Source organism: Micromonospora sp. NBC_00860 (genome assembly GCF_045207375.1).
Lineage (GTDB): Bacteria > Actinomycetota > Actinomycetes > Mycobacteriales > Micromonosporaceae > Micromonospora > Micromonospora vinacea.
In genome coordinates this window covers 3,619,863-3,640,560 of the sequence record NZ_CP108825.1, presented here as the reverse complement: position 1 = coordinate 3,640,560, position 20,698 = coordinate 3,619,863, and the positions used below count along the sequence as shown (strand labels likewise).

Sequence of the window (20,698 nt, the reverse complement as noted above, 5' to 3'; positions counted from 1 at the left end):
GACGGGCCTGTGACCACGGTCACCGAACCGACCGTCGCCGCGACGTGCGGAGGATGAGGCGATGGCCGGGCAAGCGCTCCTGTCGGCCCGTGGGCTGACCCGCGACTTCCGGGGCTTCCGGGCGGTCGACGACGTCGACCTCGACGTGGCGTCGGACAGTGTGCACGCGCTGGTCGGCCCGAACGGCGCGGGCAAGACCACCCTGTTCAACCTGCTCACCGGCTTCCTGCGACCCAGTGGTGGCCGGATCGAGCTGGCCGGGCGGGACGTCACCGGGCTGCCCCCCGAGCAGGTGGCCCGGCTCGGTGTGGCCCGCTCGTTCCAGATCACCAGCCTCTTTCCGCAGCTGTCCGCCCGCGAGCACGTCGCGCTGGCGTTGCAGTCGTCCAGCGGGCTGGGCTGGCGCTTCTGGCGCTCGGCCAAGCTGATGGGCCGCTACACCGAGCGGGCCGACGAACTGCTGGCCATGGTGGGGCTGGCCGAGCTGGCGCACGCCCCCTCAGCGGCCCTGGCGTACGGCCGCAAACGCGCCCTGGAGTTGGCCATCGCCCTGGCGCTGGACCCGAAGGTGCTGCTGCTCGACGAGCCGACAGCGGGCATGGGCCTGGAGGACGTCGACCGCACCGTCGAGCTGATCGGTCGGGTCCGCCAGGGCCGGACCGTGGTGATGGTCGAGCACAACATGAGCGTGGTCGGCCGGCTCGCCGACACCGTCACAGTGCTCCAGGCCGGCAAGGTCCTCGTCGAGGGCCCGTACGAGCAGGTCCGCGCCGACGAGCGCGTGATCACCGCCTACCTGGGAGTGGCCGATGCTGCGCATTGAGAACCTGTCCGCCTTCTACGGCGAGGCGCAGGTGCTGCGCGACGTCAGCCTCGAGGTCTCCGTCGGCGAGGTGGTCACCCTGGTCGGCCGCAACGGTGCCGGCAAGTCCACACTGCTGCGCTGCGTGATGGGACTGCATTCCGGTCAGCGCGGCACTGTGGAGCTGGACGGGCGGGACATCACCAGGCTGCCGGCGCACAAGCGGGCCCGTCTGGGGCTCGGCTGGGTGCCCGACGACCGGGGCAGCTACGCCACGTTGACCGTCACCGAGAACCTCACGCTGCCACCCACTGTCGGTCCCGACCCGTGGTCGCTGGAGCGGGTGTACGAGGCGTTCCCGGCCCTGCACACCCGACGGGACTCGGCGGCCACCATGCTCTCCGGCGGCGAGCAGCAGATGCTCGCGCTGGCCCGGGTGCTGCGGATGGGCGCCCGACTGCTGCTCTGCGACGAGCCCACCGAGGGGCTGTCGCCACTGCTGGTGCAGCAGGTCGGCGACCTGCTGCGCGAGGCCAAGCGGCACGGGGTGACAGTGCTGCTTGTCGAACAGAACCTGCACTTCGCCACCGGTGTCGCCGACCGGCACTACCTGCTGGCCGAGGGCCGGGTCGCCGAGGCGATGGACAACTCCGAGGTGCGTTCACGCGAGCGCGAACTGCTCGCATACCTCGGGATCTGAATTTTCTCAACGACGACCCGCGCGACGGCGCGCGGGATGGATGGAGTGGGCATGCGCAGGACGATGGGTGTGGCCGCGGCGTCGGCCGTGGTGGTGCTGGTCGCCGGATGCGGCGGCGGTGGCCCCCAGTCGAGTGGCGACCAGAAGCTGACCGGCGACAAGATCGTGCTGGGCGTGCTCAACGACCAGTCCGGGGCGTACTCGGAGTTGTCCGGGAAGAACTCGGTGGCGGCGGTGGAGATGGCCATCGCCGACTTCACAGCGAAGTACGGCGACAAGGCGGTGACCACCGACATCACAGTGGAGACCGCCGACCACCAGAACAAGCCGGACGTGGCCAACTCCAAGGCCCAGGAGATGTACGACCGCAAGGGCGTCGACCTGATCCTGGACGTGCCCACCTCGTCGGCCGCGTTGAAGGTCGCCGACGTGGCGAAGGAGAAGAAGAAGCTCTACTTCAACATCGGTGCGGCGACCACCGACCTGACCGGCAAGAGCTGCAACAAGTACACCTTCCACTACGCGTACGACACGTACATGCTCGCCAACGGCACCGGGAAGACCACCACCGAGCAGATCGGCAAGAACTGGTACATCCTCTACCCGAACTACGCCTTCGGTCAGGACATGGAGAAGAGCTTCTCCACCGCGATCACGGCGGCCGGCGGCACTGTGGTCGGCAAGGACGGGGCGCCGTTCCCGAACACCAGCGGTGACTTCTCCACCTTCCTGCTCAAGGCGCCGAACCTGAACCCGAAGCCGGACGTGCTGGGCACCATGCAGGCCGGCGCGGAGTTGGTCAACGTGGTGAAGCAGTACAACGAGTTCAAGCTGCGGGACAAGGGCGTCGGCCTGGCGGTGGGGCTGATGTTCCTCACCGACATCCACTCGCTCACCCCGGCCGCGCTGGCCGGCACCACGTACACCGACGCCTGGTACTGGAACTTCGACGCCAAGAACCGGGAGTTCGCCGACCGCTTCCAGCAGAAGGCCGGCACTCGGCCGACCTTCGCGCACGCCGCCAACTACTCTGCCGCGTTGCAGTACCTGGAGGCCGTGCAGGCAGCCGGCACCGACGACGCGGACGCCGTGGTCAAGGGCCTGGAGGGCAAGACGGTCGAGGACGTCTTCCTGCGCAACGGGAAGATCCGCGCCGAGGACCACCGGGTGGTGCACGACGCGTACCTGGCCCAGGTGAAGCCGCAGGCCGAGGTCGCCGAGCCGTGGGACTACGTGAAGGTGCTCAAGACGATCCCCGCCGCGGAGGCGTTCCGCGCGCCCTCGGCGGACTGCAAACTATGAGCGGATTCGCGCAGAACACGTTCAACGGGTTGGTGAGTGGGGCGTTCTACGCCCTGCTCGCCCTCGGGCTCGCTGTCATCTTCGGCATGCTGCGGGTGGTCAACTTCGCCCACGGCGCGTTCTACATGCTCGGCGCGTTCGGGGCGTACGTGCTGCTCAGCGAGGCGGGCGTGCCGTTCTGGGCCGCCTTGGTGATCATGCCGGTGGGGTTGGGTCTGCTCGGCATGGCGCTGGAACGCGCGGTGATCCACCGGCTGACCAAACTGGACCCGCTCTACAACTTCCTGCTCACCTTCGGTCTGACGCTGATCCTTCAGGACCTGGTGAAACTGCGCTACGGCGTGCAGTCCAGCCCATACGAGACGCCGTCGCTGCTGAGCGGGTCGGTCAACTTCGGGTTGTTCGACTTCCCGACGTACCGGGTGTTCATCCTCGGCTTCGCGGTGCTGCTCTGCGTCGCGGTGTGGTGGGTGCTGACCCGGACCCGGATCGGCATGGTGGTCCGCGCGTCCACCGAGCGGCCGGATCTGACCCGCGCGTTCGGCATCGACGTCGGACGGTGGGTGACTCCGGTCTTCGGCTTCGGCATCGGGCTGGCCGGCCTCGCCGGTGTGCTGGCCGCGCCTATGCGCGCGGTCAACCCGTTGATGGGCGCGGACCTGATCATCGTGGTGTTCGCAGTGGTGGTGATCGGCGGGCTGGGCTCGATCTTCGGGTCGGTCGCCGCTGGCTTTGGCATCGGGCTGGTGCAGGCGTGGGGTGAGGCGTACCTCTCCAACTTCCCGCTCGTCTCGCAGACGATCGTCTTCGTCGTGATGGCCGGCGTGCTGCTCTGGCGCCCGGCCGGCCTGTTCGGTCGGGAGGAGGCCCCCGCATGACCAACACCGTGGACACCCCCACCGACGCGTCCCGCTCGACACCACCGTCCGGGCTGATCGCGGTGGCCCGGGCCCCCGGCTGGGTCCGGTACGCCCTGCTCGCCGTCGGCCTGGCCGTGGCGGCGTGGCTGCCCAACGGCCTCTACCCGGCGGTCGCTGTGGACATCCTCTGCTGGGCGCTGTTCGCCGTGGCGGTGGACCTGCTGCTCGGCTTCACCGGGCTGATGTCCTTCGGCCACGCCGCGTTCTGGGGCACCTCCGCGTACGTCACCGGGCTGGTGGCCATCCACGCCGGCCTGCCGTTTCCCCTCGCGGTGCTGGCCGGGGCCCTCGCCGCGGCCGTGCTGGCGGTGCCGATCGGCTACCTGGCGGTCAAGCGCACCGGCATCTACTTCGCCATGGTGACCCTGGCCTTCGCGCAGATGGTCTACTACGTCGCCAACGAGTGGCGCTCGGTGACCCAGGGCGAGAACGGCCTCCAGGGGGTGCCCCGGGAGCTGTTCGGCCTCGACCTCACCGACGACTACTTCTTCTACTACGCGATCCTGCCGATCGTGCTGCTCGGGCTCGCCGCCGCCTGGCGGATCGTGCACTCACCGTTCGGTCGGGTGCTGGTCGGCATCCGGGACAACCCGGCCCGGGCGCGGGCGCTGGGCTACCCGGTGCACCGCTACAAGCTCACCGCGTTCGTGCTCTCCGGGTTCATCGCCGGCCTCGGTGGCGGGCTGTTCGCTGTCGGCCACCGGTTCGTCTCGCTGGACGTGCTGCACTGGACCACCTCCGGCAAGGCCGTCATCGTGGTGGTGCTCGGCGGGATCGGCACCCTCTGGGGTGGGGTGCTCGGCGCCGCCCTCGTGGTCCGGCTGGAGGACTGGTTGTCGTTCTCCGGGTTCGAGGCGATCGGCCTGGTGACCGGCGGCATCTTCGTCCTGGTCGTGGTGCTGTTCCGGCGCGGCATCTGGGGCAGCGTGGCCGCGCTGGCCCACCGGCTGGCGGCCCGCCGCCGCTGAATTTCCGCGACGGCGCATCCGCCGCGCGCCCTCCGAGCGAACCCCCGGGTAGAGAACGTCTACCCGGGGGTACGTCTGGTGCTGACCGATCCGATGCCGGCGGAGGCCGTGGAGATCGCGCACAAGCAGGTTTCGCTGGCGGCCGAGGACCTGGACGCCAACGGCGTCGCCTCGGTGCTGCTGGAGCTGGTCGCGGCGTGGGGCGTTCCGGCGCTCTGGGAGCAGGTCTGCCGTCCGCTGCTGGCCCGGCTGTCGGGTCGGACCGCCGCCGAGATCGTCGTCGAGCACGCCCTCTTCGAGGGCGTCCGGGTCGGGTTGGACGCGTACCGCCGGGAGCCGGGCCGGTCACTGCCCACCGGCGGGGTGCTGCTGGCCGGCGCCGAGAAGGAGGCGCACAGCCTGGGGCTGCTGGCGCTCGCCGCCGCGCTGCGCGAGCAGGGCCGCGGCTGTCTGAACCTCGGCCCCGCGCTGCCCTGGTCCGCCCTCACGAGCGCTGTGTACCGGGCCCGCCCGCGCACCGTCGTGCTCTGGTCGCAGACGCCGCTCACCGGCCGCGCGTACCGCCTGGTGCGCTTCGCCCGGGACTTTCCGCTCCTTCGGGTGTACGGCGCGGGGCCGGGCTGGATCGAGCCGCTCGGCGGTCCGGCGGTCCGTCTCGGCACGTTGACGGAGGCCGTCGACGCCTGCCTGGCGGTCGTGCCCGGGCGTGATGCCCACCACATACGATACGGATCGGTGCCGTATCGTTAATACGCGTCGTAGGCTGACCCGCGTTACGAGTCTGACCCGTATCGTATTTCGTCGCGGGTGACCAGCGTGGGGGGAAAGCACGGCATGGAGCTGCACAACAACACCGGACACCCGAGGCGGTGGGCGATCCTGGGGGTGCTGGTGATCAGCCTCCTCGTGGTCGTCCTCGACAACACGATCCTCAACGTCGCCCTACGCACCCTGGCCGACCCGGTGCACGGCCTCGGCGCCAGCCAGGGCGAGCTGGAGTGGTCCATCAACTCCTACACCCTGGTCTTCGCCGGACTGCTGTTCACCTTCGGGGTGCTCGGCGACCGCGCCGGCCGCAAGCGCTTCCTGATGATCGGCCTGGTGCTGTTCGGCCTGGCGTCACTGCTCTCCGCGTACGCCCAGAGCCCCGGACAGCTCATCGCGGCCCGCGCCCTGATGGGGGTCGGCGGCGCGGCCATCATGCCGGTGACACTGTCGATCATCTCCAACGTCTTCGACCCGCGCGAGCGCGGTCGGGCCATCGGTGTCTGGGCCGGCGCCGTCGGCCTCGCCGTGGCGATCGGCCCGATCCTCGGCGGCGCGCTGCTGGAGCACTTCTGGTGGGGCTCGGTCTTCCTGATCAACGTGCCGGTGGTCGCCGCCGGGGTGGTGCTGGTGGCGCTGCTGGTCCCCGAGTCGCGTGACCCGCGGCCCGGCCGGATCGACGTGCTCGGCGTGCTGCTCTCCGTGGTCGGCCTGGTCGCCCTCTCCTACGGCATCATCGACGGCGGCGAGCACGGCTTCGACCGCCCGGTGGCCTGGGGCTCGATCCTGGTCGGCATCGCGGTGCTGGCCTGGTTCGTGCAGCACGAGCGGCGCAGCGACCACCCGTCGCTGGACGTCCGGCTGTTCAAGGTGCCCCGGTTCGCCGCGCCGGTCGCCATCGTCGGCCTGGTGTTCTTCGCCGCGATGGGCTCGATGTTCTTCGGCTCGTTCTACCTGCAACTCGTACGCGACTACAGCCCGTTGCAGACCGGTCTGCTCTTCCTGCCCTTCGCCGGCGCCCAGCTGGTCTTCGCGCCGCGCAGCGCCGCGATGGTCCGCCGCTACGGCGGCAAGGCCGTCGCCACCGTCGGGTTGGCGCTGACCGTGGTGTCACTCGGCGCCTTCGTCTTCATCGGCGCCTCCACCCCGATCTGGATCGTGCTGCTCGTCTTCCTCATCCAGGGCGCCGGAATGGCCAACATCATGCCGCCGGCCACCGAGTCGATCATGTCGGCGCTGCCCCGGGAGAAGGCCGGGGTGGGCTCCGCGGTCAGCAACACCATCCGCCAGGTGGCCGGCGCGCTCGGCGTGGCCGTCCTCGGCTCGGTGCTCTCCGCGGTCTACCGCAGCGACATCGGTGACGCGCTGACCGGTCTGCCCACGCAGGCCCAGGACGCGGCCAACGAGTCGATCTCCGGGGCGTACGCGGCAGCGGGCCAGCTCGGCCCGGCGGCGCCCGCGCTGATCTCGGCGGCCAACGACGCCTTCGTCACCGCCATGCACTGGGCGGCCGGGCTCTCCGCTGTCATCGCCGCACTCGGGATCATCGTGGTGCTGCGCTGGATGCCAGGCAAGGAGGACACGAGCGTCGCCCCGGCGGCCCCGGTCGCCGAGCCTGAACTGGCCGGCACGGCATAGGTTCGGGGAGAATGGCGGACATGACGTCCACTGCCGATGCTCCGCGGTCGCCCGGGCGACCGCGGAGCATCCGCGCCGACGAGGCGATCATCGAGGCCACCCTCGACCTGCTCGCCGAGGGCAGCACCATCGAGGCGCTCTCGATCGAGGCGATCGCCACCCGCGCCGGGGTCGGCAAGGCCACCATCTACCGCCGCTGGGCCGGCAAGGACGCGTTGCTGCTGGACGCGTTGCGCCGACTCAAGGGCGTCCTGGCGCAGCCGGCGGGCCACTCCGTCCGCGACGACCTGGTGCTGCTGGTCGGCGCGATCGGCAAGAACGTCGACCCGCGAGCGGCCAAGATCATGCCCTGCCTGGCCCCCGCCGTGAACCGCAGCGCCGACCAGTTCCAGCTCTACCAGAACATCATCTCGCCCCGGCGACAGCTGATGCGCGAGGTGCTGCGCCGCGGCATCGACGAGGGAGTCCTCCGCGCCGACATCGACGTCGAGGTGACGATGGCGCTGCTCACCGGGCCGATGCTGATCCAGCGGGTGCTGCAGTGGAACCCGGACCTGGACGAGCAGTCCCTGCCCGAACGGGTCGTCGACGCCGTGCTGGAGGGCATCCGGGCCCGCTGACGCCGGCCGTTCGGCCGGCGCCGTTCGTGCCCGGTGGCGTCGGGTGGCTCGGTCGGCGGCGTTCGTGCCGCCGACCGGCGTTAGTTGGCCGGCGCGCGCAGTCGGTGCAGGCGCAGCGCGAGCTGCACCTCAAGCGCCCGCTCGGGCCGCTGCCAGTCGACGCCGAGCAACTGCCCGACCCGCTCCAACCGCTGGGTCACCGTGTTGACGTGCACGTGCAGTTGCTCGGCGGCCCGGGCCAGGCTGCCACCCACCCCGAAGTACGCCTCCAGCGTCTTCACCAGCGCCGTACCGCGCCGGGCGTCGTAGTCGAGGACCGGCCCGACGGTGGCGCCGAGGAACTCCGTCACGTCCTTCTCACCCCGGTCACCGACAGTGCCCAGCAACAACCCGACGAAGCCCAACTCCACAGTGCTCGCGCCCTGCCCGGCGCGGCCCAGCGCGCCCAACGCCGTCAGGCACCGGTCCGCCTCCTGGAACGTCCCGGCCAACGCCGCCGGGGTGTTCGACGGGCCACTCGCCCCGGCGGTCACCGGCCGGCCGGTCACCCGGGACAGGTCCCGGGCCACCGCGCGGGCGCTGCCGCCCGCGTCCAACCCGGGCAGCATCAGCACCACCCGGCCGTCACGCGCCGCGGCCAGTCCACCGCGCGCCGAGGCGTACGTGGTGGCCCACGAGAGCACCCGCTGCCGGGCCGATCCGGTCGCGGCGATCGCGTCGTCGCCCACCGCCACCAGCACGTGCGGTGCGTCCAGGTCCACCCCGAGCCGACGGGCCCGGCTACGCAGCGCGTCGGTGTCGCGCAGTGGGCGGGCGATCAGGTCGTCCAACAGCTCGCCACGCACCCGCCCCTCCGCCTCGGCGACCGTCCGGCGGAACAGCAGCAGCAACGCGGTCACCAACGCGGCCCGCTCCAGGATGCGCTGGTCGGCGTCGACCAACTCGTCGTCCGGGCGCAGCACCAGCGCGCCCAGGTTCTCCGCGCCGGCCACCACCGCCGCGTACCAGAGGGGACCCCGGCGGACACTGCGCCCCTCGGTCCGCGACGCCGCCACCGCCTCGACGATGTCCGCGCGGTCCGGCTCGTCGATCTCACCCACCCGGGCCAGCAGGCGGCCCTCGGCGTCCAGGGCCAGCAGCGCGCCGCCCAGCACCTCGGTCACCGCCGCCGCCACGTCCTCCACGCCGCCGCCGCGCAGCACCAGCGCCGTCATCCGGTCGTGTGCCGCCGCGGCCCGCTCCACCGAGCTGCTGTGCGCGCGGATGGTGGTGTTCGCGGCCGACAACTCGGCCAACGCCGACCGGGTCTCGGTCAGCAGCCGCGCGGTGTCGATCGCCACCGCGGCGTGCGCGGCCAACGACACCAGCAGCGCCACCTCCTCCCGGACGAACGGCCGGGCCGAACGGTTGGCCGCGTACAGCACCCCGATCGAGGTGGAGCCGAGCCGCAGCGGCACCCCGAGGATCGCCACCAGCCCCTCCTCACCCACCCCGGCGTCGATCTCGCCGGTGTGGTGGAAGCGCGCGTCCTCGCCGTAGTTGGCGGTGACGTACGGGGCGCCGGACTGGGCCACCAGGCCACCGAGACCGGCGCCCATCGGCAGGCGCAGCCGCTGGAACCGGGCCGAGACCGACCCGTCCGTCACCCGCATGTAGGTGTCGCCACGTTCGTCGTCGTTGAGCGTCATGTACGCCACGTCCGCGCCGAGCAGGTGACGGGCCCGGTGCACGATCGCCCGCAACACGTCGTCCAGGTCGCGTAGCCCGGCCAGGTCGCTGACCGTGTCGTACAGGCCGGACAGCTCGCTCTCCCGGCGGCGGCGACGCTCCAGCAGCGCGCGGACCCGCAACGCCACCGACTTGGCCTGCTCCAGCTCGGCCAGCCGGTCCGGCGGCAGCCCGGCGGCCCGCGCGGCCACCAGCGGTCCCTCGAACTCGACCGTCGCCGCCTCTCGGGCGAGCAACTCCAGGAACTCCACCGGCGATGACATGGTCGACATTGTGCTCAACCCCACTAGTTGGCCGTCCAGCCCCCGTCGAGGGCGATGGACGCGCCGGTGATGAACGCCGCCGGCGGCGAGCAGAGGTACGCCAGCAGTTCCGCCACCTCCTCCGGCTCGATCAACCGCTTGATCGCGGCCCGGGCCAGCATGATCTTCTCGATCACCTCGGCCTCGTCGATGCCGTGACTGGCCGCCTGGTCGGCGATCTGGCTCTCCACCAGGGCGGTACGCACGTACGCCGGGTTGATGCAGTTGGCGGTGACCCCGTGCGCGGCACCCTCCAGAGCGACCACCTTCGACAGCCCTTCCAGGGCGTGCTTCGCCGAAACGTAGGCCGCCTTGTACGGCGAGGCGCGCAACCCGTGCACCGACGAGATGTTGATGACCCGCCCCCAGCCCCGCGCGTACATGTGCGGCAACGCCCGGCGGATCAGCAGGAACGGCGCCTCCACCATCACCCGCTGGATGTACTCGAAACGCTCCACGGGGAAGTCCTGCAACGGCGCGACGTGCTGGAGCCCGGCGTTGTTCACCACGATGTCCACGTCCACGTCGAGTGAATCCACCGCCGCGGCGTCGGACAGGTCCACACCCTCGGCCCGGCCACCAGCCTCGGCGGCCACCGCCTTGGCCGCCTCCAGGTTGCGGTCCACCACGAGCACCTTGGCGCCGGCTGCGCCCAGTCGCAGGGCACACGCCCGCCCGATGCCGCCGCCGCCCCCGGTGACCAGGGCGGTCCGACCGGAGAGGTCGACCTGCACGACGTGGGGGACCACCACGGGTTCTGCCGTCATGGCGCAAGAAGTTACGAGCTGTGTGCTCCCCGGCACATGGGCCAGCGACACATACTCCGTACCAAAGCTGTGTGGCCCCACCCGTCCCTGCCGCCCGCCTCCGCCGCGCCGCCGCTCGTTCCACCCGCGCCGCGCCCCGTCTCGCTGCGCCACCCCCGTCCCGCCGCGCGCCGCACCGTCTCGCCGCGCCGCGCGCGTCCCGCCGCAAGATCGTGCAACATCCTGGATGTAGTGGCATCCCGGCTCGTCGTGGCCACTACTTCCTGGATCGAGCGTGACCTTGACGGCCGAGGGCGTCCCGAAAGCCGCTCCCGGTCAATCGGCACAGTTTTCGTCGTCAAGATCCGCGCAATATCAGCGATGTTGCTGTCTCTCGTCCGTCGGAGGCAGCAAGATCCGGGAAGTTGCCCAGATCTTGGCCTGGCCTGGCTTGGCCTGGCCTGTGGCGTGGGGCGCGGCGGGGCCGCGGGCCACGCGAGGGGCGGGGTGCGGAGGGCGTGTCCCGTGGGGCTGGTGGGAAGGGCGCCGGTTAGGGTGTCGAACACACGTACTGCTGACAGCTGGGGAGGGGGCGGCGTGCGCGTGCTCGGTGTGGACCCGGGGTTGACCCGGTGTGGGGTGGGCGTGGTCGAGGGTGTGCCCGGACGGCCCTGCACGTTGGTCGCCTACTACGTGGTCTACACCGATCCGGCCGACGACCTGGCGCTGCGGCTGTTGCACCTGGACCGGTCGCTGAACAAGCTGGTCGCCGAGCACCAACCGGAGAGCGTCGCCGTCGAGCGGGTGTTCAGTCAGCACAACGTTCGTACCGTGATGGGCACCGCGCAGGCCAGTGGCATCGCCGTGCTGGCCGGGGCGCGGGCCGGGCTGCCGGTGCAGACGTATACGCCGAGCGAGGTGAAGGCGGCCGTGACCGGGTCCGGTCAGGCCGACAAGGCGCAGATGACCGCGATGGTGACCCGGCTGTTGCGGCTGGCCGAGCCGCCGAAGCCGGCGGACGCCGCCGACGCGCTGGCCCTGGCCATCTGTCACGTGTGGCGCGGCGGGACCCGCTCCAAGCTGGCCGCTGCGGCCGACCGGGCACGACGAGGAGGAGCACGATGATCGCCAGCGTGCGCGGCACGGTGACCGCGACGGGTCCGGACCAGGCCGTGATCGAGGTCGGCGGGGTCGGGCTCGCCGTGCACTGCGCCCCGGGGACCCTCGCGGAGCTGCGGGTCGGCCAGGTCGCCCGGCTCGCCACCAGCCTGATCGTGCGGGAAGACTCGCTGACCCTCTACGGCTTCGCCGACGACGACGCCAAGTCGCTGTTCGAGCTGCTCCAGACCGCCAGTGGGGTCGGCCCGCGACTGGCCCAGGCGGTGCTGGCGGTGCACACCCCGGACGCGGTGCGCAAGGCGATCGCCAACGCTGACACGGCCGCCCTGACCCGCGTACCCGGGATTGGCAAGAAGGGTGCGGAACGCCTCGTGTTGGAGCTGCGCGACCGGATCGGCCCGGTGCCGATCGGCGCCGACGGTGTAGCCGGGGTGACCCGCGGCAGCTGGCCCGACCAGGTCCGGCAGGCGCTGGTGGGGCTGGGCTGGACGGCCGGTCAGGCCGATCAGGCGGTAGCCGCGGTGGCGGAGTCGATCGAGGGTGAGACCCCGCCGGTGCCGGTCCTGCTCAAGCAGGCCATCCGACTGCTCGGCCGCACCCGATGACCGCCCAGCCGCGAATGAAGGCGGCACGATGAGCGCGAGGAGTGAGCCGGGTTTGCGAGCCCCGCAGTCGCGAATGAAGGCGGCACGATGAGCGCGAGGAGTGAGCCGGGTTTGCGAGCCCCGCAGTCGCGAATGAAGGCGGCACGATGAGCGAGACCGAGGGGCTCGTCTCGGCGTACGTCAGTGACGCCGACCGGGATGCGGAGGCCACCGTCCGGCCGAGGCGGTTGGCCGAGTTCATCGCCCAGGACCGGGTACGCGACCAGCTCGACCTGTTGTTGCAGGGCGCCATGCGACGGGGGTCGCCACCGGATCACATCCTGCTGTCGGGTCCACCGGGTCTGGGTAAGACGAGTCTGGCCAACATCGTCGCCGCCGAGTTGGGCGCGGGCATCCGGGTGACCAGCGGCCCGGCGATCGAGCGTTCCGGTGATCTGGCGGCGATCCTGACCAGCCTCGCCGAGGGCGACGTGCTCTTCATCGACGAGATTCATCGGATCGCGCGCCCGGCCGAGGAGTTGCTGTACAGCGCGATGGAGGACTTCCGGGTCGACGTGGTGGTCGGCAAGGGTCCGGGGGCGACGGCGATCCCGTTGGACGTCGAGCCGTTCACCCTGGTCGGCGCGACGACCCGCTCGGGCCTGTTGACCGGGCCGATGCGGGACCGGTTCGGTTTCGTCGCGCACCTCGACTTCTACGCTCCGGCGGATCTGGAGACGTTGCTGCACCGTTCGGCGCGGATCCTGGGGGTGCCGATCACTCCGGAGGGTGCGACCGAGATCGCCGGTCGGTCGCGGGGCACGCCGCGGATCGCCAACCGGCTGCTGCGCCGGGTCCGTGACTACGCCGAGGTCCGGGCGGACGGGGTGGTCGATCTCGACACCGCCCGTGCGGCCCTGATCGTGTACGACGTGGACGCGCTGGGCCTGGACCGGCTGGACCGTGCGGTGTTGACCGCCCTGGTCGACTCGTTCCGGGGCGGTCCGGTCGGGTTGTCCACCCTCGCCGTGGCGGTGGGGGAGCAGCCGGACACGGTGGAGGAGGTCTGCGAGCCGTTCCTGGTGCGAGCCGGGCTGTTGGCCCGGACGCCTCGGGGTCGGGTGGCGACCGAGGCCGCCTGGCGGCATCTGGGCCGTACACCGCCGAATGGTACATTTGGTGCAGATGCTCCACCAGTGCCCGACTTGTTCTCGTTGGATGTCGATCAGCCGTGATGTGAACGTGATCTGTGCCGCATTCGGCGTTCTCAGGTGCAGGGTTTAGACTTCGCCGCGGTCTGTACAGGACGTGAGAATCCGCCTCCGCTCCGGCACCCACGGTGCCGGGCAGGTGGCCAATGGGAAGGTCAGTAACCGTGCATTACGCAGCAGCGGGTGGCGGGGCCGGCGGTTTCACGCCGATCCTGATGATCGCCCTGCTCTTCGGTGTCATGTACTTCATGATGATCCGGCCCCAGCAGAAGCGCCGCAAAGAGGCGGAGTCGATGCAGTCCAACCTCGGTCCCGGCGACGAGGTCGTGACCATCGGTGGGCTCTACGGCACGGTCACCGGCATCGAGGACGACACTGTCCTGATCGAGGTCGCACCGGGCGTGCAGACCCGCTACGCCCGCCCGGCCATCGCGCGGGTGGTCACCCGCGCGGAGCTGCCGAGCGAGCCGGTCACCGAGGACGCGGACACCGTCAAGGAGTGACCCCCCGGGGAGCGGCGAGTCCGGCGTACGGCCGGTCGGCCGGCTTCCGGGTCGTCGCGCCCGACGGGGCAGCGGACGAGACGTGAAAACTGGATAGTTGGGTCGACGCCGGGCGTCGGCACGTTCCCGTGACCGTCGGCGTTCCGCGCCGAGGTGCCCGGTCCTCGTGTCGGCATTCCGTCGGCTCAAGGCAGACCCCGTCGGGCGGGACCCCCGGCCCGACACCGCCGCCGCTGCGACAGCGGCGCGACCGTACAGGGAGACAGGACAGCCGTGGCACCACCTCAGGGACAGATGCGCCCCGGGCGGCAGCTCGCCGTGCTCGGGTTCATCTTCGTGGTCCTCTATCTTTTGGTGTTCTTCGCTGGCGCCAGCGGCAGCTGGAAGGACCGGCTCGAGCCCAAGCTCGGTCTGGACCTGATCGGCGGCACGCGGGTGACGCTGGAGGCGACCAACAGCGTCGACGGCAAGCCCCCGACGGCGGAGAACCTCGAAGAGGCCCGCGAGATCATCGAGAGCCGGGTCAACGCGTTCGGCGTGGCCGAGGCCGAGGTGGTCACCGAGGGCAACCGCAACATCGTCATCTCCCTGCCCGGCGAGAACCGGAACCTCGACGACGTGGGCGAGGCGGCCGAGCTGCGGTTCCGCAAGGTGCTCAAGGCCGCCTCCGGCAGCGGGGTGGCCGAGGCGCCGCCCGCCGCCACGCCGGCCCCGTCCGGTAGCGCCGCCCCGACCGGCAGTGCGACCCCGTCCGGCGCCGCGACCCCGACCCCGACGGGCAGCGCCTCGCCGAAGGTGACCTCGTCGCCCAGCGGCGGTCAGGGCGGAATGGCCCCGGCGTCGCCCAGCGCCACGCCGACCCCCTCCGCGTCCGCCACTGCCTCGCCGAGCGCCGCCGCACCCAGTGCCAGTGCCGAGCCGGTGCCGGCCAGCGTCGAGCAGCAGCGCAAGGTCGTCGAGCAGAAGGTCGGCGCCGCCGCGTGGCAGGCCGCCAACGGGCTGCAGGCCCCGGCCGATCTGACCGCGGACCCGTCGCTGGCCGAGAAGCTCAATCCGTTCGGCACGCTGTCTCCGCAGGAGGTCGCGGTGCTGCCGGCGCAGATGCAGTTCAACGTGCCGACGATCGGCTGCGCGCAGCTCGACCAGCGCCCCCCGGCGTCGATCTCCGACCCGAAGCAGCAGGTGGTCTCCTGCGAGGACGGCGCGTCGAAGTACCTGCTCGACCAGGCCAAGGTCGAGGGCACCGACGTGTCCGACGCCGACGCGGTGCTCGACCAGACGAACGCCTGGGTGGTCAGCCTGGACTTCACCGGCGACGGCCAGGGCAAGTGGACCTCGCTGACCCGTGAGGCGTTCAACAACGAGGGCCAGGCCTGCGACGCGACAGCGCTGGGTCAGGACGGCAAGTGCCGGGTGGCCGTCGTGCTGGACAACAAGATCGTCTCCTCCCCGGAGATCCAGGGCGTGCTGACCGGCAACTCCCAGATCACCGGCACCTTCACTCAGAAGGACGCCAGCACCCTCGCCGGTCAGCTCCGCTACGGCGCGCTGCCGGTGACCTTCGAGCAGCAGGAGGCGCAGAACGTCACCGCGACGCTGGGTGCCAGCCACCTGCGCGCCGGTCTGCTCGCGGCCGGTATCGGCATGCTGCTGGTCATCATCTACGCGTTCTTCTACTACCGGCTGCTCGGCTCGGTGATCTTCCTGAGCCTCATCCTCTCGGCGCTGCTGGTCTTCGGCGCGCTGGTGGTGCTCGGTCGGCAGATCGGCTTCACGCTCACCCTCGCCGGCATCGCCGGAATGATCGTCTCGCTCGGTGTGGCGGCGGACTCGTTCGTCATCTACTTCGAACGACTGAAAGACGAGATCCGGGAGGGGCGCAGCCCGCGTAGCGCGGTGCCCCGTGCCTGGATCCGGGCCCGTCGGACGATCATCTCGGCCAACGCGATCACCCTGCTCTCCGCTGTGGTGCTCTACGTGGTCTCGGTCGGCACGGTCAAGGGCTTCGCGTTCGCGCTCGGCCTGGCCACCGTCCTGGACCTGGTCGTGGTCTTCCTCTTCCGGCACCCGATCATGACGATGTTCGCCCGGACCCGGGCGTTCCTGTCCCCGCGGGTCAGCGGTCTGGGCCGGGCACTTCCGGCCCGCAACCAGCCGACTCAGCCCCGCAACCCGCGCGCCAAGGAGGCCTGAGATGGCTGAAAACGGTCTGGCGAGCCGCCTCTACAACGGCGAGGCCGGTCTCAACATCGTCGGCCGGCGCAAGCTCTGGTTCGGCGTCGCCGGGGTCCTGGTCCTGATCGCGATCCTCAGCTTCTCGATCCGTGGGTTCAGCCTGGGCATCGAGTTCGCCGGCGGTAACTCGTTCCAGGTGCCGGCCAGCGTCGGCACCCTGGACGACGCCGAGCGGGAGGTCAACTCGGCCCTCGCCGCGGAGAACACCGGCGTCACGGTGGCGACCAGTCAGAAGGTCGGCGGCCCGGGCGGCGACTCCTACGAGCTGCGTACGCCGCAGCTCACCGCCGAGCAGGCCACCGCGGTCAAGGCCCAAATCGCCGAGGACCTCGGCATCAGCGCCGACCAGATCAGCGACAACCAGGTCAGTGAGGCCTGGGGTAGCCAGGTGACCGAGCGGGCCGTACTCGGTCTGGTCATCTTCATCGCGCTGGTGATGGTCTACCTGATCCTGCGCTTCGAGTGGCGCATGGCCGTCGCTGCGGTCGCCTCGCTGATCACGAACCTGATCCTCACCGCCGGCATCTACTCGCTGGTCGGCTTCGAGGTCACCCCGTCGACCATCATCGGCTTCCTCACCATCCTGGGCTTCGCGCTCTACGACGTGGTGGTGGTCTTCGACAAGGTCCAGGAGAACACCCGGGGCATCACCGCCAACAACAACCAGACGTACGGCGAGGCGTCCAACCTGGCCATCAACCAGAGCCTGATGCGGTCGTTGAACACCTCGGTGGTCGCCCTGCTGCCGGTCGGTGGTCTGCTCTTCATCGGTGCCGGCCTGCTCGGCGCCGGCACGCTGAAGGACCTCGGTCTGGTGCTGTTCGTCGGTATGGCGGTGGCGTTCCTGACCTCCATCCTGGTGGCCACCCCGTTGCTGGCGCTGCTGAAGAACTACGACCCGCGGATCCAGGCGCACAACAAGCGGGTCCTGACCCGGCGGGGCGCGGTCAGCCGTGGCGAGGTCCCCGGTAAGGGTGCCGCGAGCCCGGTGGCCCAGGCCGACGCGACGGACGAGCCGGTCGACCCGGACGCCGCCGCGCTGGCCGGTGCCGCCCCCAAGGTGGGCGCTCGGCCGGCGGGCAAGCGGCCCACCGGTGCCCGGGGCGGTCGCCCGGGTGGCGGCGGCAACCGGCCGGGTGGCGCCAAGCGGCGCTGACCCGACAGGAGACACCCGAACGGCGTCCGGCATGCTGTTGCCGGACGCCGTTCGTCGTTGAAGGAGAGCGAAACAGCCGTGACGGAGACCCACAGCACCGCAGCGCGCGGGGACAGTGGCCCGGAGGCCGCCCGACTGGTCGCCAGTCGGGTGCTGGACGTGCCCGACTTTCCCAAGCCCGGCGTCATGTTCAAGGACCTGATGCCACTGTTCGCCGACGGCAAGGTCTTCCGTGAGGTGATCGACGGGATCGTCGCCTACCACGGGCGGGACACCTTCGACGTGGTGGTCGGCATCGAGGCGCGCGGGTTCGTCGTCGCGGCGGCCATCGCGTACGCGACCGGCGTGGGCGTGGTGCCGGTGCGCAAGGCCGGCAAGCTGCCCCGCCCGGCGCACTCGGTCTCCTACGAGCTGGAGTACGGCGAGGCCACCCTCGAAGTGCACGAGGACGCCTTCACCGCCGGGCACCGGGTGCTGGTGGTCGACGACGTGCTGGCCACCGGTGGCACCGCTGAGGCGACGCTGGACCTGGTCGAGCGGGCCGGTGGGACCGTCACCGGCTTCACGGTGCTGCTGGAGCTCGGCTTCCTTGGTGGGCGCGAGCGACTGGCACCGCGTCCCGTGCACGCCCTGTTGACCGTTTGAGCCGGTCGGTGCCCTGCTGACCGTTTGATCCCGGAGCCGTCGGATGGACCCGGCGCCGACCGTCCGGCGGAGCGGCAGGGGACCGTCCGTGCGGGTAGCATTGCCCTTTGCTGACGCCGGCGGTACGCCGTCCGGCGGGCGAGACCAGGTCGGCCGATCTTCGGCTGGCGTGTTTCCGGCGAGCGGTGAGGAGGCCGGTGTCCCACGATGTCGTCCCTCCGGCGGAGGGCACGGTGCACCCGACAGGCGACGCTGACGGCTCGGTGACCGACCGGACAGGCGACGCGCCGGCCCGGGTGACGGGCACCGGCAACGGCTCCGGCAGGGCTCCCGGCGAGAGCGCGGTGCGTCCGACCAGCGGCCCGCCGAGCGCCGAGGCGTCCCCTGGCGCCGATGGTGTCGTGGTGCCGTTCCCGACCGACGCCGGCATCGACCCGTCGCCCAGTGGTGGCTTCGGGCTGTCCAACGCGCCCACCGGCCGGCGGGTCCGGGCCCGGCTGGCCCGGTTCAACGCGCCCTGGCAGACCTCTCAGGTCAGCGAGGTGCTGGAGCCGCTGATCGCGAGCCACCGGGACAACCACCCCAAGGCGGACGCCCGGCTGCTCCAGCGCGCCTTCGACACGGCGGCGCGGTGGCACTCCGGGCAGTACCGCAAGTCCGGTGACCCCTACATCACCCACCCGCTCGCGGTGGCGACGATCCTCGGCAACCTGGGGATGGACACCACCACGCTGGTCGCCGCGCTGCTGCACGACACCATCGAGGACACCGAGTACACCCTCGACCAGATGCGCGCCGACTTCGGTGGCGAGGTCGCCCTGCTGGTCGACGGCGTCACCAAGCTCGACAAGGTCAAGCTGGGCGACGCGGCCAAGGCCGAGACGATCCGCAAGATGGTCGTGGCCATGGCCAAGGACCCGCGGGTGCTGGTGATCAAGCTGGCCGACCGGCTGCACAACATGCGCACCCTGACCTTCCTGCCCCGCCCCAAGCAGGAGCAGAAGGCCAAGGAGACGCTGGAGATCCTGGCGCCGCTGGCGCACCGGCTCGGTATGAACACGATCAAGTGGGAGCTGGAGGATCTGTCCTTCGGCACGCTGTTCCCGAAGCGCTACGAGGAGATCAACCGGCTGATCGGGGAGCACCAGCCGCAGCGCGAGTCGCTGTTGCGGCAGGTCACCCAGAAAGTCGGCACCGACCTGAAGGCCGCCAAGATCAAGGCGGAGACCACCGGGCGGCCGAAGCACCTCTACTCGATCTACCAGAAGATGATCGTGCGGGGTCGCGACTTCAACGACATCTACGACCTGGTCGGTGTGCGCATCCTGGTCGACACGGTTCGCGACTGCTACGCGGCGCTGGGAGTCATCCACGCCAACTGGCAGCCGGTGCCGGGCCGGTTCAAGGACTACATCGCCATGCCCAAGTTCAACATGTACCAGTCGCTGCACACGACGGTCATCGGGCCCACCGGCAAGCCGGTGGAAATGCAGATCCGCACGTACGCGATGCACCGCACCGCGGAGTTCGGCATCGCCGCGCACTGGAAGTACAAGGAGCACAAGGGCACCCAGATCGTCGGCCCGCCCGCGCACATCGACGAGATGACCTGGCTGCGGCAGCTGCTCGACTGGCAGCGCGAGGCGGCCGACCCGAGCGAGTTCCTGGACGCGCTGCGCTTCGACCTGTCCAGCCAGGAGGTGTACGTCTTCACCCCGAAGGGTGACGTCATCCCGCTGCCGACCGGGTCGACGCCTGTCGACTTCGCGTACGCCGTGCACACCGAGGTGGGGCACAAGTGCATCGGGGCGCGGGTCAACGGCAAGTTGGTGCCGTTGGAGTCGACGCTGTCCAACGGCGACGTGATCGAGATCTTCACGTCGAAGTCCGAGACGGCCGGCCCGACACAGGACTGGCTGGGCTTCGTCAAGAGCCCGCGCGCCCGCACGAAGATCCGGCAGTACTTCAACAAGGAGCGCCGCGAGGAGGCGATCGAGGCCGGCAAGGACGCGATCGTCAAGGCCATGCGCAAGCAGGGAATGCCCCTGCAGCGGATGCTCACCTCCGACGCGCTCATGTCGATCGCCCGCGACCTGCACCTGGCCGACGTGGCCTCGCTCTACGCGGCGGTCGGCGACAGCCAGGTCTCCGCGCAGTCGGTGGTGCAGAAGTTGATGGCCGCGTACGGCGGCGAGGAGGGCGCGGCGGAGGACATCGCCGAGACCGCCGTCGCCACCCGGCCGCCGCGCAGTCGGCAGAGCAGCAGCGACCCGGGCGTGGTGGTCCGGGGCGTCAGCGACGTCTGGATCAAGCTGGCCCGCTGCTGCACCCCGGTCCCACCGGACTCGGTGTTCGGCTTCGTCACCCGCTCCGGCGGGGTGAGCGTGCACCGCGACGACTGTGCCAACGCCGAGGACCTGCGCGCGCAGAGCGAGCGGGTCGTCGAGGTGAGTTGGAAGCTCACCTCCGCCTCGACGTTCCTGGTCGCCATCCAGGTCGAGGCACTGGACCGGCACAAGCTGCTGGCCGACGTCACCCGGGTGCTCTCCGACGAGCGGGTCAACATCCTCTCTGCCACCGTCACCACCACCCGCGACCGGGTGGCGGTGAGCCGGTTCAGCTTCGAGATGGCCGACCCGAAGCACCTGGGCCACCTGCTGGCCACGGTCCGCAAGGTCGACGGCGTCTTCGACGCCTACCGGGTCACCTCCGGGGCCTGACAACCCACCGGATCGGTTGCGCGGCTCGACGCGT

At 70.8% G+C, this 20,698-nt stretch carries 18 protein-coding genes; 16 read left to right on the top strand and 2 right to left on the bottom strand.

All coding sequences use genetic code 11. The features are described from left to right. Nucleotides 1-61: 61 nt before the first annotated feature. The 8 genes from OH804_RS16655 to OH804_RS16620 all read left to right on the top strand — a co-directional run bounded on the left by OH804_RS16655 (nucleotide 62) and on the right by OH804_RS16620 (nucleotide 7,715). Nucleotides 62-823 (top strand): ABC transporter ATP-binding protein, encoded by a 762-nt coding sequence (locus OH804_RS16655; protein WP_196922274.1) that lies wholly within the window; start codon nucleotides 62-64, stop codon nucleotides 821-823. Next, nucleotides 810-1,502 carry an ABC transporter ATP-binding protein gene (locus OH804_RS16650; protein ID WP_196922275.1) on the top strand — a complete coding sequence of 231 codons (693 nt, stop codon included), beginning with the start codon at nucleotides 810-812 and terminating at the stop codon, nucleotides 1,500-1,502. Before OH804_RS16655 ends, OH804_RS16650 begins: the two co-directional genes overlap by 14 nt. Nucleotides 1,503-1,553: 51 nt before the next feature. Beyond that, complete coding sequence (locus tag OH804_RS16645; protein WP_406066261.1) at nucleotides 1,554-2,804, top strand: ABC transporter substrate-binding protein; 1,251 nt, start codon at nucleotides 1,554-1,556, stop codon at nucleotides 2,802-2,804. Further along, complete coding sequence (locus tag OH804_RS16640) at nucleotides 2,801-3,682, top strand: branched-chain amino acid ABC transporter permease (protein WP_196922276.1); 882 nt, start codon at nucleotides 2,801-2,803, stop codon at nucleotides 3,680-3,682. Before OH804_RS16645 ends, OH804_RS16640 begins: the two co-directional genes overlap by 4 nt. After that, complete coding sequence (locus tag OH804_RS16635; protein WP_196922277.1) at nucleotides 3,679-4,692, top strand: branched-chain amino acid ABC transporter permease; 1,014 nt, start codon at nucleotides 3,679-3,681, stop codon at nucleotides 4,690-4,692. Before OH804_RS16640 ends, OH804_RS16635 begins: the two co-directional genes overlap by 4 nt. Nucleotides 4,693-4,770: 78 nt before the next feature. Continuing rightward, a complete protein-coding gene (locus OH804_RS16630; RefSeq protein ID WP_406066259.1) occupies nucleotides 4,771-5,442 on the top strand; it encodes a transcriptional regulator in 672 nt (223 codons plus the stop codon). Nucleotides 5,443-5,526: 84 nt separating this feature from the next. Then, nucleotides 5,527-7,095 carry an MFS transporter gene (locus OH804_RS16625; protein WP_196924880.1) on the top strand — a complete coding sequence of 523 codons (1,569 nt, stop codon included), beginning with the start codon at nucleotides 5,527-5,529 and terminating at the stop codon, nucleotides 7,093-7,095. Between the two features lie 11 nt (nucleotides 7,096-7,106). Then, nucleotides 7,107-7,715 carry a TetR/AcrR family transcriptional regulator gene (locus tag OH804_RS16620; RefSeq protein ID WP_196922278.1) on the top strand — a complete coding sequence of 203 codons (609 nt, stop codon included), beginning with the start codon at nucleotides 7,107-7,109 and terminating at the stop codon, nucleotides 7,713-7,715. An 80-nt stretch (nucleotides 7,716-7,795) separates the two neighbouring features. Here the strand turns inward: OH804_RS16620 and OH804_RS16615 are convergent, their stop codons facing one another. Together OH804_RS16615 and OH804_RS16610 are read right to left on the bottom strand one after the other, a co-directional pair. Continuing rightward, complete coding sequence (locus tag OH804_RS16615) at nucleotides 7,796-9,715, bottom strand: helix-turn-helix domain-containing protein (RefSeq protein WP_196922279.1); 1,920 nt, start codon at nucleotides 9,713-9,715, stop codon at nucleotides 7,796-7,798. Nucleotides 9,716-9,729: 14 nt separating this feature from the next. Then, nucleotides 9,730-10,512 (bottom strand): 3-hydroxybutyrate dehydrogenase, encoded by a 783-nt coding sequence (locus tag OH804_RS16610; RefSeq protein ID WP_196922280.1) that lies wholly within the window; start codon nucleotides 10,510-10,512, stop codon nucleotides 9,730-9,732. A 576-nt stretch (nucleotides 10,513-11,088) separates the two neighbouring features. On the opposite strand from OH804_RS16610, the gene ruvC reads away from it, so the two are divergent. The 8 genes from ruvC (at nucleotide 11,089) to OH804_RS16570 (ending at nucleotide 20,664) form a co-directional block, all read left to right on the top strand. Continuing rightward, nucleotides 11,089-11,616: a crossover junction endodeoxyribonuclease RuvC gene (gene ruvC / locus OH804_RS16605; RefSeq protein ID WP_112584546.1), complete on the top strand. Its 528-nt coding sequence runs from the start codon at nucleotides 11,089-11,091 to the stop codon at nucleotides 11,614-11,616. Beyond that, entirely contained in the window at nucleotides 11,613-12,215 is a 603-nt protein-coding gene (ruvA, locus tag OH804_RS16600; protein ID WP_091401818.1) for a Holliday junction branch migration protein RuvA, read from the top strand. Before ruvC ends, ruvA begins: the two co-directional genes overlap by 4 nt. Nucleotides 12,216-12,361: 146 nt before the next feature. Continuing rightward, the gene (gene ruvB / locus OH804_RS16595) at nucleotides 12,362-13,429 is read left to right on the top strand and encodes a Holliday junction branch migration DNA helicase RuvB (protein ID WP_196922281.1); all 1,068 of its coding nucleotides are present in this window, start codon (nucleotides 12,362-12,364) and stop codon (nucleotides 13,427-13,429) included. 122 nt (nucleotides 13,430-13,551) lie between these two features. Further along, nucleotides 13,552-13,908 (top strand): preprotein translocase subunit YajC, encoded by a 357-nt coding sequence (yajC, locus tag OH804_RS16590; protein WP_196922282.1) that lies wholly within the window; start codon nucleotides 13,552-13,554, stop codon nucleotides 13,906-13,908. A 273-nt stretch (nucleotides 13,909-14,181) separates the two neighbouring features. Continuing rightward, nucleotides 14,182-16,101, top strand: a complete 1,920-nt coding sequence (gene secD / locus OH804_RS16585) for a protein translocase subunit SecD (RefSeq protein WP_406066255.1) — start codon at nucleotides 14,182-14,184, stop codon at nucleotides 16,099-16,101. A gap of 1 nt (nucleotide 16,102) precedes the next feature. Further along, nucleotides 16,103-17,299: a protein translocase subunit SecF gene (gene secF, locus OH804_RS16580; RefSeq protein ID WP_196922284.1), complete on the top strand. Its 1,197-nt coding sequence runs from the start codon at nucleotides 16,103-16,105 to the stop codon at nucleotides 17,297-17,299. Between the two features lie 78 nt (nucleotides 17,300-17,377). Next, nucleotides 17,378-17,944 (top strand): adenine phosphoribosyltransferase, encoded by a 567-nt coding sequence (locus OH804_RS16575; RefSeq protein ID WP_196922285.1) that lies wholly within the window; start codon nucleotides 17,378-17,380, stop codon nucleotides 17,942-17,944. 197 nt (nucleotides 17,945-18,141) lie between these two features. Continuing rightward, nucleotides 18,142-20,664 carry a RelA/SpoT family protein gene (locus OH804_RS16570; protein ID WP_406066252.1) on the top strand — a complete coding sequence of 841 codons (2,523 nt, stop codon included), beginning with the start codon at nucleotides 18,142-18,144 and terminating at the stop codon, nucleotides 20,662-20,664. The last annotated feature ends 34 nt before the right edge of the window (nucleotides 20,665-20,698 follow it).